Source organism: Streptomyces sp. NPDC029956 (assembly GCF_055574655.1).
Genome location: NZ_JBVHZJ010000008.1, coordinates 116,491 through 129,913, shown reverse-complemented (window position 1 = coordinate 129,913; position 13,423 = coordinate 116,491). Strand labels below are relative to the sequence as shown.

Genomic DNA, 13,423 nt, shown 5'->3' with positions numbered 1-13,423 from the left:
ACCAATGTTAAGTGTGACAGGACACAACAAAACGACCCCAACAGAACCCCCCCCCCCCCCCCCCCAACACCCCCCCCCCCCCCCCCCCCACCCACCCCCCCCCCCCCCCCCCCCCCCCGCTGCGCGGGCCGCGCCCCGTCGCGCCCCGCGGTGCCGCCTAGAGTCCCCGCATCCTTCCGATCTCCGCCGACTGCTGGGCGATCACGTCGTTCGCCATCTCCTCCACGAGGACGTTGTTGCCCTCGCTCAGCACCTCGGCGGCCATCGTCACCGCCCCCTCGTGGTGCGTGATCATCAGCTTCAGGAACAGCTCGTCGAAGGCCTTGCCCTTCGCGTTCTCGAGCTGCTTCAGCTGTGCCTCGCTCGCCATGCCCGCCATCGAGTGATGGTCGTGGCCCGCCTGTTCGCGCGGACCACCGTTGTTTTTCAGCCAACCTTCCATCGCGCCGATCTCCGGCTTCTGCGCCGCCGCGATCCGCTCGGCGACGCCCTTCACCTGGGCCGAGGATGCCCGCTGCGAGGCCAGTGCGGTCATGGTCAGGGCCTGCCGGTGATGCACGATCATCATCTGCGCATAGGTGAAGTCGGCGCTGTTCGGGCTCTGGTCCGGCAGCAGCTTCGCGGCCTCCTCGGGGGATATCCGCCTGGCCGGTTCCCCGGGCTTGCCCGGCGCGACCACGGTCCCGGCCGAACTCCTGGCCTCCGGTGCGCCCTTGTCGGGCCCCGACTCGCAGGCGGTCAGGGCGAGTACGGCGACGGCGGACAGGGCCACGGCGACGACGGCACGCTGGCGGCGGATCAACAACGCGACCTCCAGATGTTCTTGCGGGGACAGTGACCGTTCCTAGCACTTTTCTCGGGGCTACCGATCAAAAACCTTCATTACGTCTGTGTTGCCATCTGTTGAGATGTGCACGGCAAGGAAGATACTGCCGGGGTCCAACACCCGTTCAACGCTGAACGGATACCAGGGAGGACGGAGTGACTTCGTTGCGTACCCCGCGTACCACGTCCATCACGCGCGACCCGCGTGTCAGGCTCAGACGCCTTGGCGTGGCATCCGCCGCGGCCGGACTGATGGCCACCATGCTCATGGCCGGCCCAGCCACCGCGACCCCCGACCCGGGAGACGTGCCCGCCCAGGGCAAGGTCTCCTCGGAGCAGGCGGCCGAGGCGCGTGCCGCGATCCAGAGCGGTGACATACCCGGCGTGGACGAGATCGTCCACAGCTCGAACATCGAGCACCTCGCCAACATCCCCAAGGACGCCCTCCCGGGCACCAACTCGGACCTCGCCTTCCAGGGCAGGTACGCCTTCGCCGGCAACTACGACGGCTTCCGGATCTTCGACATCAGCAACCCGAAGTCCCCGAAGACCGTGGCCCAGGTCCTCTGCCCGGGCTCCCAGAACGACATATCCGTCTCCGGGGACCTGCTGTTCCTCTCGACGGACTCCTCCCGGAGCGACAACTCCTGCGCCAGCACGACGCAGCCCGCCTCGGTCAAGGAATCCTGGGAGGGCATGAAGATCTTCGACATCAGCGACGTCCGGAACCCGAAGTACGTCGCCGCCGTCGAGACCGCGTGCGGCTCGCACACCAACACGCTGGTTCCCAAGAAGCGGGACGTCTACATCTACGTCTCGTCGTACTCGCCCAACGCCGCCTTCCCCGACTGCCAGCCCCCGCACGACGGCATCTCGGTCATCAAGGTGCCCCGCAAGGCGCCCGAGAAGGCCGCGCTCGTCGGCTTCCCCGTCCTCTTCCCGGGCGAGGGCCCGGACGGCGGCGGCAACCCCGGTGGCCCGACCAACCCGGGCGTCTCCAAGACCACGGGCTGCCACGACATCACCGTGCTCCCGGAGAAGGACCTCGCCGCCGGCGCCTGCATGGGTGACGGCATCCTCTTCGACATCGAGGACCCCGAGCACCCGCGGGTGATCGACCGCGTCCAGGACAACGTCAACTTCGCGTTCTGGCACTCCGCGACCTTCAACCAGAAGGCCGACAAGGTCGTCTTCACCGACGAGCTCGGCGGCGGCGGCGCGGCCACCTGCAACGCCGAGGTCGGCCCGAACCGCGGTGCCGACGGCATCTACGACATCGTCGGCAAGGGCAAGCGCAGCAAGCTCGTCTTCCGCAGCTACTTCAAGATCCCGCGCCACCAGGCCGACACCGAGAACTGCGTCGCCCACAACGGCTCGCTGATCCCGGTCAAGGGCAAGGACATCATGGTCCAGGCCTGGTACCAGGGCGGCATCTCCGTCTGGGACTTCACCGACTCCCGCAAGCCCAAGGAGATCGCCTACTTCGAGCGCGGCCCGCTGTCCGCGACCACCATCGCCACCGGTGGCTCCTGGTCCGCGTACTACTACAACGGCTACATCTACTCGAACGACATCGCCAAGGGCTTCGACGTCCTGAAGCTCTCCGACCGCCGTACCGACCCCGCGAAGCGGATCCGGATGGACGAACTCAACGTCCAGACCCAGCCGGACTACTTCGACTTCGACGACTGAGCGGAGTCGTGACCGCCGGCCGTCGGACCGCGACGGCCGGCTGACGGCCTGACCGCCGGCGCGCCGTCGGGCGGACCTCCGTCCGGCGGCGCGCCCGCCTCCCAGTCCAGGCCGTACCGGTGGAACAGCTCCGAACGCAGCCGCGACAGCGGCATCTTGGCCCCCGGGAGCAGTACCGCCACCACCGCGCCCATCAGCAGGGCGCGCAGCATCGGGTAGTCGGTGTCGACGTCCTCGGAGCCGTACCGCGTGACCGTGTCGCGCAGCAAGAACGCCAGGCGTTGCTGCTCCTCGCACTGCACGAACCCCTCGGCCTGCAGAATGCCCGCCATGTGGGTGCGCATCAGGGTGGGGCGCTCCGCCGCGAGCCCCAGGATCGCGTCGATCGCGCGCGCCATGCGCTCGCGGCCGTCCTCCGTGCGCGGCTCGCGCTCCAGGGCCTCTTCCAGGGTGAGATGCATCAGCCGGTGCACCGCGGCCTGCAGAAGCTGCCGCTTGCCGGGGAAGTAGTACGAGATCAGTCCCCGCGCCGAACCGGCCCGCTCCGCGATGTCGCCGAGCGTCGTCGCCTCGTAACCACGTGTGTCGACCAGCTCCACCGTGGCTTGCAGAATGCGCTCGCGGGACCTGCGCCGAAGCTCTTCATTGACCGATGGGCTACGCGGCGACATGCTGGACTCCTGCGTTGACTGGCTGCCAGCCAATATACTCGGCGCATCCCGTCGGCATGCCCGCGTGGCAGACCGCCGGGGATGCCGTCTGTTCTGGGCGACACGGGGGATCGTCCAGAACAGGCGGCTTCACCCTGTTCCTCTCATTCTGCTCCCCTGGACGTCCGCGTCCGTCGGGCCGGACCGGGGGAAGCGCCGCTCGCTCCAGCGGTACGTCAGGACCGCCACGGCGACACAGCACCAGCCGAGCAGCCAGCCCCCGAGCACGTCCGAGGGCCAGTGCACGCCGAGATAGACCCGCGTCCACCCCACCCCGAGCACGGAGACGACCGCCACGCTCGCGAGGGCGCCCCAGCCGCGCCACTCGCCGCGCCAGCGCAGCGCGAGGACCCAGAGCAGCAGCCCGCAGGTGACCATGGCCGTCATCGCGTGCCCGGACGGGAAGGCGGCGAAGCGCGCCGAGTCCACCGGGTCGGTCCACTGCGGCCTGTCCCGCCCCACCAGCGTCTTGAGCCCCTGCTGGAGCCCCACGGCCAGCAGGCTCGTCACGGCCACCCACAGGGCGAGGCGGCGCTCCCGTTCCCACCACAGCAGCACCACCGTCGCGGCGGCCAGCGCGCGCATCGTCCACGGGTCCCACACCCAGTCGCTGAGGAAGCGGTGCACCTGGGTGAGGCCTGGTTCGGCCACCGCGTCACGGTGGAGGGTCTCGGTCACCGATCTGTCGAGGGCGAGCAGGGGTGTCCACCCCACGGCCACGAGGACGAGGAGGAGAACGGCCAGGGCCCCGGAGATCACGGCGGAGGAGCGCATGCCTCGATCCTGCCCGACGATCGGCTTCGTATGATCCTTCCCGCCCGCCGCGCGCGCCGCCGCGCGCGACCGGACCGGCGAGTCCCCCGTCACCCCTGTCCCAGCGCGCTGAGCGCCGGGACGAAGGCCACGAGTACCGGGACCACCGGCACCAGGGAAGCGGCCGCGGTGAGCCGGAGACGACGGCACGCGGTGAGCCGGGGCGCCGCGGTCAGCAGCCGGTTCACCCGGCGCGGCAGATCGCCGTACGGGGCCTGGCCGGGTCCGAACACGCCCCGGTCCTCGTTCAGTTCGACCAGCGCGAGCGCGATCGTCAGCCGCCCGAACCGGCGCGAGGCCACATCGTCGGCGGCCAGCTCCACCAGCCGGTGCATCTCCTCGCGGAAGGCCGTGAAGACCGGGATCCCCGGGAACCCGGCGGCCAGCGCCGCCGAGGAGTGCCGCAGCCAGTCGTGCCGGGCGCGCGCGTGCCCCTGCTCGTGCGCGAGGACGGCGTCCAGCTGACGCCCCTTCAACCGCCGCAGCGCCGCCGTGGTGATGACCAGCTGGGGTGTGCTTCCGGCCAGCCACCAGGCGTTCGCCCGCTCGCCCTCCAGGACCACGAGGCGCTCGCCGCCCGGCTGCTCGCCGGGGAGCAGGGGCGCGCGGACGAGCAGATCGCAGCGGCGCTGTCTGCGCCGCGACCGGGCCTGGCTGAACTCCCGGCCCAGCATCGCCCCGGTCCACACCCCGCCGGCCGCCAGGGCCACCGCGAGCACCGCGGACCAGGGCCCGGTCGTCCCCAGTTCGTACGCGTCGATCACCGCGCGCGGCGCGGGCGCGAAGATCTGCCCCCTTACGGCCTGCCAGGCGGTCGACGCGCTGAACGTCATGGAGAGCGCGAAGCTCAGCAGCACCGCGGCGATCACGCACTGCCACACCCAGAGGGCCACCACGGGTTCTCGCTCGACCCAGTCCGCCCGGGACAGCAGCCGGGGGGCCGCGAGGGCGGTCAGAACGCCGAGCAGGAACAGCGCGAGGGAGACCCACATGCGGCCAGCCTATGAGCGCGGTACTGGTCGGGGGTATGCCCCGGGGCGGCAAGTGACGTACGCCACGGTTTGGTTGGACCGGGCCGCCGCTCGAAGGACTGTCGGGCGGCGGGCGGAACTCACAGCGTCACGAGCATGGCCAGCATCGCGAGCGCCATCGACAGCCGGCAGGCGAGCGCCAGCTCCGGGCGGGCAGCCCAGGCCGGTCCGCCGCCGTCGCCGCGGACCGGGCCGCCCGCCGTCGCTGCCGCCGGCACCGCGACCGGCACGAGTCTCGCGCCCGCGTGCAGCACGTACACCATGTAGTAGAGGAGCAGCCCGCCCGTGAGGACGGGGAGGCCGCCCGCCGTGCCCGCTGTGTGCCCCGCGTGCGCCCCCGCGCCGGGAGCAGCCATCGACACCGCCATGTAGACCATGGCGAGCGAGCCGACGAAGTGGTGCAGATGGTGTCCGCCGTGCCGGACCGCCGCGAGACCGTGCAGTGCCGCGCCGCCGAACACCGCCGCGTACACCGCCCAGCTCCACTCCGGCGGCGTGAGCACCGCCGCGGGCAGGGCCATCGACGCCATCCCGAAGCCCATCACCGCCTCGCCGCCCGCGGCCCGCCGCTCCGCCCCCGCGGACGCGCGCATCCGCAGCAGGCAGTAGACGCCCGTCGCCGCGCAGAGCGCGACCATCAACCACCCGGACAGGGCCGGTCCGTGCACGGCACACCTCCCCCTCGACGCCGTCCCCTCCCCGGAGGATGCCCGGGTCGGGCCGGGCACACGCGGGCGCACAGGTGCGCACAGGCGTACGAGGGGAAGTGAAAGGGGCGGGCGTTAGGCTCGGGACGATCGCGTACGACGATCGTCAGCACCCGAGGGGAGCCCCGTTCACATGGACACCGCCACGTCGCACGAGACCGGCCGGATCAGCTACCGCGAGGCGGTCCTGGACGACGTCCCGGCCCTGGTCCCGCTCGTCGAGTCGGCCTACCGGGGCGACGCCAGCCGGGGCGGCTGGACCACCGAGGCGGACATCCTCCAGGGGCAGCGCACCGACCCCGAGGGCGTCGCCGCCGTGATCACCATGCCGGACAGCCGGCTCCTGGTCGTCGAGCGCGACGGTGGGATCGTCGCCTGCTGCCAGCTGGAGCACCGCGGCGAGGCGGCGTACTTCGGGATGTTCGCGGTCCGTCCCGAACTCCAGGGGGCGGGTCTGGGCAAGCAGATCATCGCGGAGGCCGAGCGCCGGGTGCGTGAACTGTGGGACGTCCGCGAGATGCACATGACGGTGATCTCGGTACGGGCGGAGCTCATCGCCTGGTACGAGCGCCGCGGGTACCGGCGTACCGGGCGGATGACCCCCTTCCCGTACGGCGACGAGCGCTTCGGTCTGCCTCAGCGCGACGATCTGGAGTTCGAGCTTCTGGTGAAGCCGCTGAGCTGACGAGCACGGCGGAAGGGTGGCCTCCCCCCTGGCTCACAGGAAAAACTTCTGTGATCAGGGGGGTCGCACAGGATAATTTCCCTTGCCCCCTCTTGTGGCCGAGAACCGACCACGGTTACGGTGTCTTAACGCGAGGTTCTCCTGTGAAGGAAGAGGCATGACGGAAATTCTTGTGCAGGACGTGACTGGTGGGGGGATATCCACCGCCGCCCGGGTGATCGACCACCCCGCCTGGCCCGAGCTCAAGAATGCCGTGGAGGAGATCCGCAGCTGGCAGAGCGCGGACGGCTCCATCGACTTCGAGCGCGAGGACGCGCCCGCCAAGGCCCTGGCCGAGCTGACCCTCGACCGGGTCACCGCCGCGGTCGAGCAGCTCTCCCCGCTCGTCCCGCACGACGGCGCCTACCACCGCGCCCTCGTCTCCGACCTGCGCAAGTGGGCCGAGAGCGGCTTCACCGTCCCGGACTTCCTGGACTCGCTGCTCGCCTTCCAGCCGGCGGCCGACCGCGTGGACGGGCTCCAGCACCTGGTGCTGTTCCCGATGTACACGCAGAACGGCAACCCCGACCGCAACCTCGAGGCCGTCGTGCTCCGCATGGTGTGGCCGGAGTGGCTCGCCGAGCTCGAGCGCACCCGCTACGACAACCCGCTGTTCTGCGGGATCACCTTCGAGGACTTCACCGCCGGGTACGACACCAACTCGGCCGTCCTCTTCCCGGAGACCATCGCCGTCCGCGAGGCCCCCGAGCGCTTCACCTGGGGCGGCATCTTCTGCGACCGCGAGGCCGCGCGCTTCCGCAAGGTCACCGAGGCCGCCGTCGACACCCTCGGCATCCAGCTGCCCGCCGACATCGCCGCGATGATCGACGACCAGGAGCGCTGCGAGAAGGCCTTCGTGCTCTGGGACATGGTCCACGACCGCACCCACAGCCACGGCGACCTGCCGTTCGACCCCTTCATGATCAAGCAGCGCCAGCCCTTCTGGATGTACGGCCTCGAGGAGCTCCGCTGCGACCTCACCGCCTTCAAGGAGGCGGTGAAGCTGGAGGCCGAGGGCAACACCCACGGCCGTGACGTGCAGTACGCCGTCCTCTTCGACCGGATGTTCCGCTTCCCGCTCTCCGGCGACCGCAACCGCAACTACGACGGTCTCGGCGGCCAGCTCCTCTTCGCGTACCTCCACAAGAACGACGTGGTGCGCTGGACGGACAACAACCTCAAGATCGACTGGCAGCGGGCCCCCGAGGTCACCAACCAGCTCTGCGCCGACATCGAGAAGCTCTACCGCGACGGCATCGACCGCCCCAAGCTCGTCCACTGGTTCAAGGCGTACGAGCTCGTCTCCACCTACCTCGCCCCGCACCCGGGCTCGAAGTGGGCCAAGGGTCCCGACGCCCTCGACCTCTCCCTCCCGCCCCGCAAGCTCGTCGACGACGTGCTTCCGGACGAGTTTCCCCTCAGCATGTTCTTCGAGGCCCTCGCCAAGAAGCTGAAGGGCGTGATCGCCGACACCAAGGGGATCACCGCCGCCGACGTCTCGCGGACCGAGCAGGCCGAGCGGGCTGCCGCGTGAGCGCTCGTACCGACGACACGGAGGAGGCGTCGCCCATGACCGCCAACGGAAACGGCGGACCGCTCGACGGCGCCGTCATCGCGGTCGCCGGTGCGGCCGGCCCGGCCGGCCGCGCGACGCTGATGCGCCTCGCCGAGGCGGGCGCGACCGTCGTCGGCTCCGACGCAGACCCGACGCGCCTCGCGGACGCCGTCGACGCCGCCCGCTACGCCCACGGCGGCGCGAAGGTCGTCGGCGACACCGTCGACCTGCTCGACCTGGACGCCACGCGCGACTGGGCCGCGAAGACCGAGAAGGAGTTCGGCCGGATCGACGGCCTGGTCCACCTCGTCGGCGGCTGGCGCGGCAGCTCCTCCTTCATGGAGACCGACCTCGGAGACTGGGACTTCCTGGAGAAGCTCCTCATCCGCACGGTCCAGCACACCTCGCTCGCCTTCCACGACGGGCTGCTGCGGGCGGGCGGCCGCGGCCGCTACGCCCTGATCAGCCAGGTCGGCGCGCACAAGCCGCTCGCCAACAACGCCGCGTACAACGCCGGCAAGGCGGCCGCCGAGGCCTGGACCCTGGCGATGGCCGACTCGTTCCGCAAGCTGGGGGGCGACGACGGCCCGCAGGCGGCGGCTGCGATCCTGGTGATCAAGGCATTGGTGCACGACGCCATGCGCGCCGAACGCCCCAACGCGAAGTTCGCGGGCTTCACCGACGTCACCGTCCTGGCCGACGAGATCGCCGGGCTGTGGAGCAGGCCCGCCCAGGAAGTGAATGGACAGCGTCTGTGGCTGACCCCCAAGCCGTGACCGCGGCCCTCGGCCCCAGGACCGACGCACGTCGTCACCACGACCCGTCGGTCCGGGGCTTCGCCAGCGACAACTACGCCGGCGCCCACCCCGAGGTCCTCGCGGCCCTCGCCCTCGCCAACGACGGCCACCAGGTCGCCTACGGCGAGGACCAGTACACCGAGCACCTCCAGCGGATCATGCACGGCCACTTCGGCCCGACCGCCGAGGCCTTCCCGGTCTTCAACGGGACCGGGGCGAACGTGACCGCCCTCCAGGCGCTCACCGACCGCTGGGGCGCCGTCGTCTGCGCCGAGTCCGCACACATCAACGTGGACGAGGGCGGGGCGCCGGAGCGCATGGGCGGCCTCAAGCTGCTCACCGTGCCGACCCCGGACGGCAAGCTCACCCCCGAGCTGATCGACCGGCAGGCCTGGGGCTGGGAGGACGAGCACCGGGCGATGCCGCAGGTCGTCTCGATCACCCAGAACACCGAGCTGGGCACCGTCTACACGGTGGACGAGATCCGTGCGATCGTCGAGCACTCCCATGCCAAGGGCATGAAGGTGCACCTCGACGGGGCCCGGATAGCCAACGCCGCCGCCTCGCTGGACGTGCCGATGCGAGCGTTCACCAACGCGGTGGGCGTCGACGTCATCTCGTACGGCGGCACGAAGAACGGCATGCTCTTCGGCGAGGCGGTCGTCGTCCTCAACCCCGACGCGGTCAGCCACATGAAGCACCTGCGCAAGCTGTCCATGCAGCTCGCGTCGAAGATGCGCTTCGTGTCGGTGCAGCTGGAGGCCCTCCTCGCGAAGGACCTGTGGCTGCGCAACGCCCGCCACGCCAACGCGATGGCCCAGCGCCTCGCGGCCGGCGTGCGCGAGGTCGACGGGGTGGAGATCCTCTACCCGGTGCAGGCCAACGCGGTCTTCGCCCGCCTGCCGCACGAGGTCACCCGGCGGCTCCAGGAGCGGTTCCGCTTCTACTTCTGGGACGAGTCGGCGGGCGACGTGCGCTGGATGTGCGCCTTCGACACCACGGAGGACGATGTGGACGCCTTCCTCCAGGCCCTGAAGGAAGAGCTGGCGCGCTAGGAGTCACTGCCCGCTGCTGGCTGCATAGCTATACGGCCGGACGGAAAGTCATTGACTTCCGTCCGGCCGTTTCCGTACGCTCCACGCGCATGGAGCGCATCGATCTCGTTCAGCAGGACCCTGACATCGCCGCCTACCTGGCCGCGAGTGAGGCCGTCGATCACGACCACCGGGTGGTCCGGGCGATCGCGCAGCGCCTCGCCGATGAGCACCCCGACGCATACGCATACGCCGAAGCGGCCTACCGGTACGTACGGGACACCGTCCCGCACTCCGCCGACGCCGACGACCCCCGCGTCACCTGGCGGGCCTCCGACGTCCTGGAGCAGCGCACCGGCATCTGTTACGCCAAGTCGATCGCGTACGCCGCGCTCCTGCGGGCCCGCGGTATCCCGGCCGCCCTCTGCTACCAGCGACTCGCCGACGACGACGGCTCGAACCCGGTGATCCACGGTCTCGTCGCCGTGCTGCTGCCGGGGGAGCGGGCCTGGGCCCGCCAGGACGTGCGCGGGAACAAGCCCGGAGTCGACGCGCGGTTCTCCCTGCGGGAGGAGCGGCTGGCCTGGATCGTGCGGCCAGAGTTCAATGAAGTGGATTATCCGGTGCTCTACACTGAACCACATGCGGCTGTTCTGGACGCGCTGCGCGCCGCGCCCGACCGGCCCCACCTCTGGCGGACGCTCCCCACGGAGCTCTGACCCCGGACTTCAGCGAACGGCGGACCATGACCCTCACGCTCACCGTCTCCGACGAGGTGCGCACCCTCGTACCCGACTTCACCGCTCTGGTGATCGAGGCCCACGGCCTGGTCAACGGGCCGAGTGACGAGGCCGGTTCGGCGCTCCTCGACGACGCCGCGCGCCGGCTCGCCGAGCGCCTCGACGGCCGGACCCCGGACCAGGACCCGCACATCGCCGCCTGGCGTGCCGCGTACAGCGCGTTCGGCGCCAAGCCCTCCCGTACCCGCAACTCCGCGGAGGCGCTCGCCAAGCGGGCGCTCGCGGACGGCGGGCTGCCCCGCATCAACCGGCTCGTCGACGCCTACAACGCGGTGAGCGTCGCCCATCTCATCCCGGTCGGCGGAGAGGACCTCGGCAGGATCCGGGGTGCCATGCGCCTGGTCCGCGCCACCGGCGACGAGCCCTTCGTGACCATGGCGGGCGGCGCGGAGACGGTGGAGCACCCCGAGGCCGGGGAGATCGTCTGGTGCGACGAGGAGGGCGTGACCTGCCGCCGCTGGAACTGGCGCCAGGGCCCCCGTACCCGTATCGACGACGACACCGTCGACGCGTTCTTCCTGCTCGAATCGCTCGCCCCGATGACCCGGGACGAACTCCTCGCGGCGGGCACCGAACTGGCGGAGTCGCTGGAGAAGATCAGCCCGGGAGCGCGGATCACGATCCGCGACCCTGAGTGACGAAGTGCCCGCGACCCGGAGGGGCGATGCGTCCGCGATCCGGAGTGACGATTCAGCGGGGTGTCGTCGGGCGGCGTACCGCCGTCAGCCGGCGTCCTTGACCTCGGCCGGCGTCGGCGCCGTGCCCCCGAGGTGCGCGGGCACCCACCACGTGTCGTTCGCGTCCTTGGGGCGCACCGGGTAGGCCCGCTGCGCGGCCTCCAGGAGCTCCTGGACGCGGTCGCGCAGCCGCCGCGTGATGGCGCCCGCGTACTGGTCGGTGGGAGCCTCCATGGGCTCGCCGACGCGGATCGTCACCGGGATGTGGCTGCGCTTGAAGTTGCGCGGACGGCCCTTCGTCCAGACGCGCTGCGTACCCCAGAGCGCCATCGGGATCAGCGGGACCCCGGCCTCCTGGGCGAGCCGCGCCGCACCCGTCTTGAAGCCCTTGAGCGTGAACGACTGGGAGATGGTCGCCTCGGGGAAGACGCCGATGATCTCGCCGGCCCGCAGCGACTCCAGCGCGTGCTTGTAGGCGTGCTCGCCCGCCGAGCGGTCCACCGGGATGTGCTTCATGCCGCGCATCAGCGGCCCCGAGACCTTGTGCCGGAAGACCGAGTCCTTCGCCATGAAGCGCACGAGACGCTTCTGCGGGAGCGCGGCCAGGCCCGTGAAGATGAAGTCCAGATAGCTGATGTGATTGGAGACGAGTACCGCGCCACCCGTGCGCGGGATGTGCTCCGAACCCTGCGTGTCGATCTTCAGGTCGAGCGCCTTGAACAGGGTCAGAGCGGCGCCGACGACCGGCCGATACACGAGTTCTGCCATCTGAGAGGAACCCTTCTTCTGTGCCTGGGGAGGGTTCTCCCGGCGAAGTTACGCAGCCGTAGGTTTTCGGCTTTGGGCAGATCGTGCCCCATGTGGGCCGCCGTGACCAGTCCAGGCGGCTTCGTACAGGGAGATTCTCGTCACTCGCGGTGGTCGTGGCGGGAATCGAATCCTCCCGTGCGACGCTGCACCGGGTGAGACGGCCGACAGGGAAGGGAAACAGGGGTGACCGAGACATCCGGAACCGACACGCTGGGACCCGAGGCGCTCGGTGTCGCACTGGGGGAGCGGGCCACCCTCGTCCAGTTCTCCACCGCTTTCTGTCAGCCCTGCCGGGCCACCCGGCGCACCCTCGCCGAGGTCGCCGCGATGGTCCCGGGCGTCGGGCACGTGGAGATCGACGCCGAGGAAAGGCTCGATCTCGTACGCGCCCTCGGCATCGCCAGGACCCCCACCGTCCTCGTCCTCGACCGGACGGGCCGCGTCGTCCGCCGGGCCGTGGGGCAGCCCCGCAAGGCCGATGTCATCGCCGCCCTGGGGCGGGCGGTCTGACGCGGTGACACTTCTCCCACATCCCGGTACGCACTTGACTGCACGCGGCAACGATCGTCACTCTGACGGGGTGCCCCAAGAACTCCTTCTCTACGGCCGGACCCACGTGGACCTGGCCCGCAACGCGAGCGCGCGCTGTCCGGGTGTCTGACCACCCCCGGACCTCTCTCATGCCGCCCTCGCAGAAGGACAACTCCATGACGGTCACGCCCGACCTCCGACCCGGCACCGTTCCCACCATCGGCGCACCCCGCCAGGCCTCTCCGGACCTGCTGCGTTCCGTCTTCCGTCGCCACGCGGCCGGCGTCGCGGTCGTCACCGCGCACGGTGAGCGCCCCGTCGGCTTCACCGCGACCTCGCTGAACTCCGTCGCCGCCGAACCCCCGCTCATCTCCTTCGGGGTGGGGACGACCTCCTCCAGCTGGCCCGTGCTCGCCGAGGCCGAGCACATCGGCGTCCACATACTCGGCGAGCACCAGCAGGACCTCGCCGCCACCTTCGCCCGCAGCGGGGCCGACCGCTTCGGCGAGGGGACCCGCTGGAGCGTGGGGCCCGAGGGCGTGCCCGTACTCGACGGCGTCCTCGCCTGGCTGGTCTGCCGTGTGGTCGCCCGGGTGCCGGCCGGTGACCACCGGATCGTGATCGCGCAGGCCGTCGCCGGGGACCCGGACGGGACGGGCCGGCCGCTCCTGTACCACCACGGCCGCTTCAACGCGCTGCGCGACTGAGAGTTCCCGG

General features: G+C 70.8%; 15 protein-coding genes. 9 read left to right on the top strand and 6 right to left on the bottom strand.

The annotated features are described in order from the left end of the window. Positions 1 to 157 precede the first annotated feature (157 nt). Entirely contained in the window at positions 158 to 805 is a 648-nt protein-coding gene (locus tag ACZ4XX_RS08870; RefSeq protein ID WP_468507242.1) for a DUF305 domain-containing protein, read from the bottom strand. 272 nt (positions 806 to 1,077) lie between these two features. Between ACZ4XX_RS08870 and ACZ4XX_RS08865 the strand changes: the two genes are divergently transcribed. Next, entirely contained in the window at positions 1,078 to 2,517 is a 1,440-nt protein-coding gene (locus ACZ4XX_RS08865; RefSeq protein ID WP_468507330.1) for an LVIVD repeat-containing protein, read from the top strand. Here the strand turns inward: ACZ4XX_RS08865 and ACZ4XX_RS08860 are convergent. The 4 genes from ACZ4XX_RS08860 to ACZ4XX_RS08845 all read right to left on the bottom strand — a co-directional run bounded on the left by ACZ4XX_RS08860 (position 2,496) and on the right by ACZ4XX_RS08845 (position 5,739). Further along, positions 2,496 to 3,188, bottom strand: a complete 693-nt coding sequence (locus ACZ4XX_RS08860) for a TetR/AcrR family transcriptional regulator (protein WP_468507241.1) — start codon at positions 3,186 to 3,188, stop codon at positions 2,496 to 2,498. The genes ACZ4XX_RS08865 and ACZ4XX_RS08860 overlap by 22 nt on opposite strands. Before the next feature lie 129 nt (positions 3,189 to 3,317). After that, on the bottom strand, positions 3,318 to 4,001 hold the full coding sequence (locus ACZ4XX_RS08855) for a phosphatase PAP2 family protein (protein ID WP_468507240.1): 684 nt from the start codon (positions 3,999 to 4,001) through the stop codon (positions 3,318 to 3,320). A gap of 89 nt (positions 4,002 to 4,090) precedes the next feature. Further along, positions 4,091 to 5,032, bottom strand: a complete 942-nt coding sequence (locus ACZ4XX_RS08850; protein ID WP_468507239.1) for a M56 family metallopeptidase — start codon at positions 5,030 to 5,032, stop codon at positions 4,091 to 4,093. 119 nt (positions 5,033 to 5,151) lie between these two features. Beyond that, entirely contained in the window at positions 5,152 to 5,739 is a 588-nt protein-coding gene (locus tag ACZ4XX_RS08845; RefSeq protein ID WP_468507238.1) for a DUF5134 domain-containing protein, read from the bottom strand. 172 nt (positions 5,740 to 5,911) lie between these two features. Here ACZ4XX_RS08845 and ACZ4XX_RS08840 point away from each other — a divergent pair, with 172 nt between their 5' ends. From ACZ4XX_RS08840 to ACZ4XX_RS08815, 6 genes are all read left to right on the top strand, one after another. Then, the gene (locus tag ACZ4XX_RS08840) at positions 5,912 to 6,463 is read left to right on the top strand and encodes a GNAT family N-acetyltransferase (RefSeq protein WP_468507237.1); all 552 of its coding nucleotides are present in this window, start codon (positions 5,912 to 5,914) and stop codon (positions 6,461 to 6,463) included. 157 nt (positions 6,464 to 6,620) lie between these two features. Continuing rightward, positions 6,621 to 8,036 (top strand): DUF6421 family protein, encoded by a 1,416-nt coding sequence (locus tag ACZ4XX_RS08835; protein WP_468507236.1) that lies wholly within the window; start codon positions 6,621 to 6,623, stop codon positions 8,034 to 8,036. Positions 8,037 to 8,071: 35 nt separating this feature from the next. Next, positions 8,072 to 8,833, top strand: a complete 762-nt coding sequence (locus ACZ4XX_RS08830) for an SDR family NAD(P)-dependent oxidoreductase (RefSeq protein WP_468507235.1) — start codon at positions 8,072 to 8,074, stop codon at positions 8,831 to 8,833. Next, complete coding sequence (locus ACZ4XX_RS08825; protein ID WP_468507329.1) at positions 8,830 to 9,909, top strand: threonine aldolase family protein; 1,080 nt, start codon at positions 8,830 to 8,832, stop codon at positions 9,907 to 9,909. Before ACZ4XX_RS08830 ends, ACZ4XX_RS08825 begins: the two co-directional genes overlap by 4 nt. Positions 9,910 to 10,007: 98 nt before the next feature. Continuing rightward, positions 10,008 to 10,607, top strand: coding sequence for a transglutaminase-like domain-containing protein (locus ACZ4XX_RS08820; protein WP_468507328.1), 600 nt, complete (start codon positions 10,008 to 10,010; stop codon positions 10,605 to 10,607). A 26-nt stretch (positions 10,608 to 10,633) separates the two neighbouring features. Then, positions 10,634 to 11,326, top strand: coding sequence for a B3/B4 domain-containing protein (locus ACZ4XX_RS08815; RefSeq protein ID WP_468507234.1), 693 nt, complete (start codon positions 10,634 to 10,636; stop codon positions 11,324 to 11,326). Positions 11,327 to 11,410: 84 nt separating this feature from the next. Here ACZ4XX_RS08815 and ACZ4XX_RS08810 read toward each other — a convergent pair whose 3' ends face one another. After that, positions 11,411 to 12,133 (bottom strand): lysophospholipid acyltransferase family protein, encoded by a 723-nt coding sequence (locus ACZ4XX_RS08810; protein ID WP_468507233.1) that lies wholly within the window; start codon positions 12,131 to 12,133, stop codon positions 11,411 to 11,413. Between the two features lie 225 nt (positions 12,134 to 12,358). On the opposite strand from ACZ4XX_RS08810, the gene ACZ4XX_RS08805 reads away from it, so the two are divergent. Both ACZ4XX_RS08805 and ACZ4XX_RS08800 read left to right on the top strand, forming a co-directional pair. Beyond that, the gene (locus tag ACZ4XX_RS08805) at positions 12,359 to 12,685 is read left to right on the top strand and encodes a TlpA family protein disulfide reductase (RefSeq protein ID WP_468507232.1); all 327 of its coding nucleotides are present in this window, start codon (positions 12,359 to 12,361) and stop codon (positions 12,683 to 12,685) included. Positions 12,686 to 12,882: 197 nt separating this feature from the next. After that, the gene (locus ACZ4XX_RS08800) at positions 12,883 to 13,413 is read left to right on the top strand and encodes a flavin reductase family protein (RefSeq protein WP_468507231.1); all 531 of its coding nucleotides are present in this window, start codon (positions 12,883 to 12,885) and stop codon (positions 13,411 to 13,413) included. The last annotated feature ends 10 nt before the right edge of the window (positions 13,414 to 13,423 follow it).

What these genes read in the sequence shown, in the direction of transcription:
- ACZ4XX_RS08850 (WP_468507239.1), bottom strand. Translation starts at nt 5,032, where the DNA reads ATGTGGGTCTCCCTCGCGCTGTTCCTGCTCGGCGTTCTGACCGCCCTC.
- ACZ4XX_RS08865 (WP_468507330.1), top strand. Translation starts at nt 1,078, where the DNA reads ATGGCCACCATGCTCATGGCCGGCCCAGCCACCGCGACCCCCGACCCG.
- ACZ4XX_RS08800 (WP_468507231.1), top strand. Translation starts at nt 12,883, where the DNA reads ATGACGGTCACGCCCGACCTCCGACCCGGCACCGTTCCCACCATCGGC.
- ACZ4XX_RS08830 (WP_468507235.1), top strand. Translation starts at nt 8,072, where the DNA reads ATGACCGCCAACGGAAACGGCGGACCGCTCGACGGCGCCGTCATCGCG.
- ACZ4XX_RS08860 (WP_468507241.1), bottom strand. Translation starts at nt 3,188, where the DNA reads ATGTCGCCGCGTAGCCCATCGGTCAATGAAGAGCTTCGGCGCAGGTCC.
- ACZ4XX_RS08815 (WP_468507234.1), top strand. Translation starts at nt 10,634, where the DNA reads ATGACCCTCACGCTCACCGTCTCCGACGAGGTGCGCACCCTCGTACCC.
- ACZ4XX_RS08840 (WP_468507237.1), top strand. Translation starts at nt 5,912, where the DNA reads ATGGACACCGCCACGTCGCACGAGACCGGCCGGATCAGCTACCGCGAG.
- ACZ4XX_RS08810 (WP_468507233.1), bottom strand. Translation starts at nt 12,133, where the DNA reads ATGGCAGAACTCGTGTATCGGCCGGTCGTCGGCGCCGCTCTGACCCTG.
- ACZ4XX_RS08835 (WP_468507236.1), top strand. Translation starts at nt 6,621, where the DNA reads ATGACGGAAATTCTTGTGCAGGACGTGACTGGTGGGGGGATATCCACC.
- ACZ4XX_RS08855 (WP_468507240.1), bottom strand. Translation starts at nt 4,001, where the DNA reads ATGCGCTCCTCCGCCGTGATCTCCGGGGCCCTGGCCGTTCTCCTCCTC.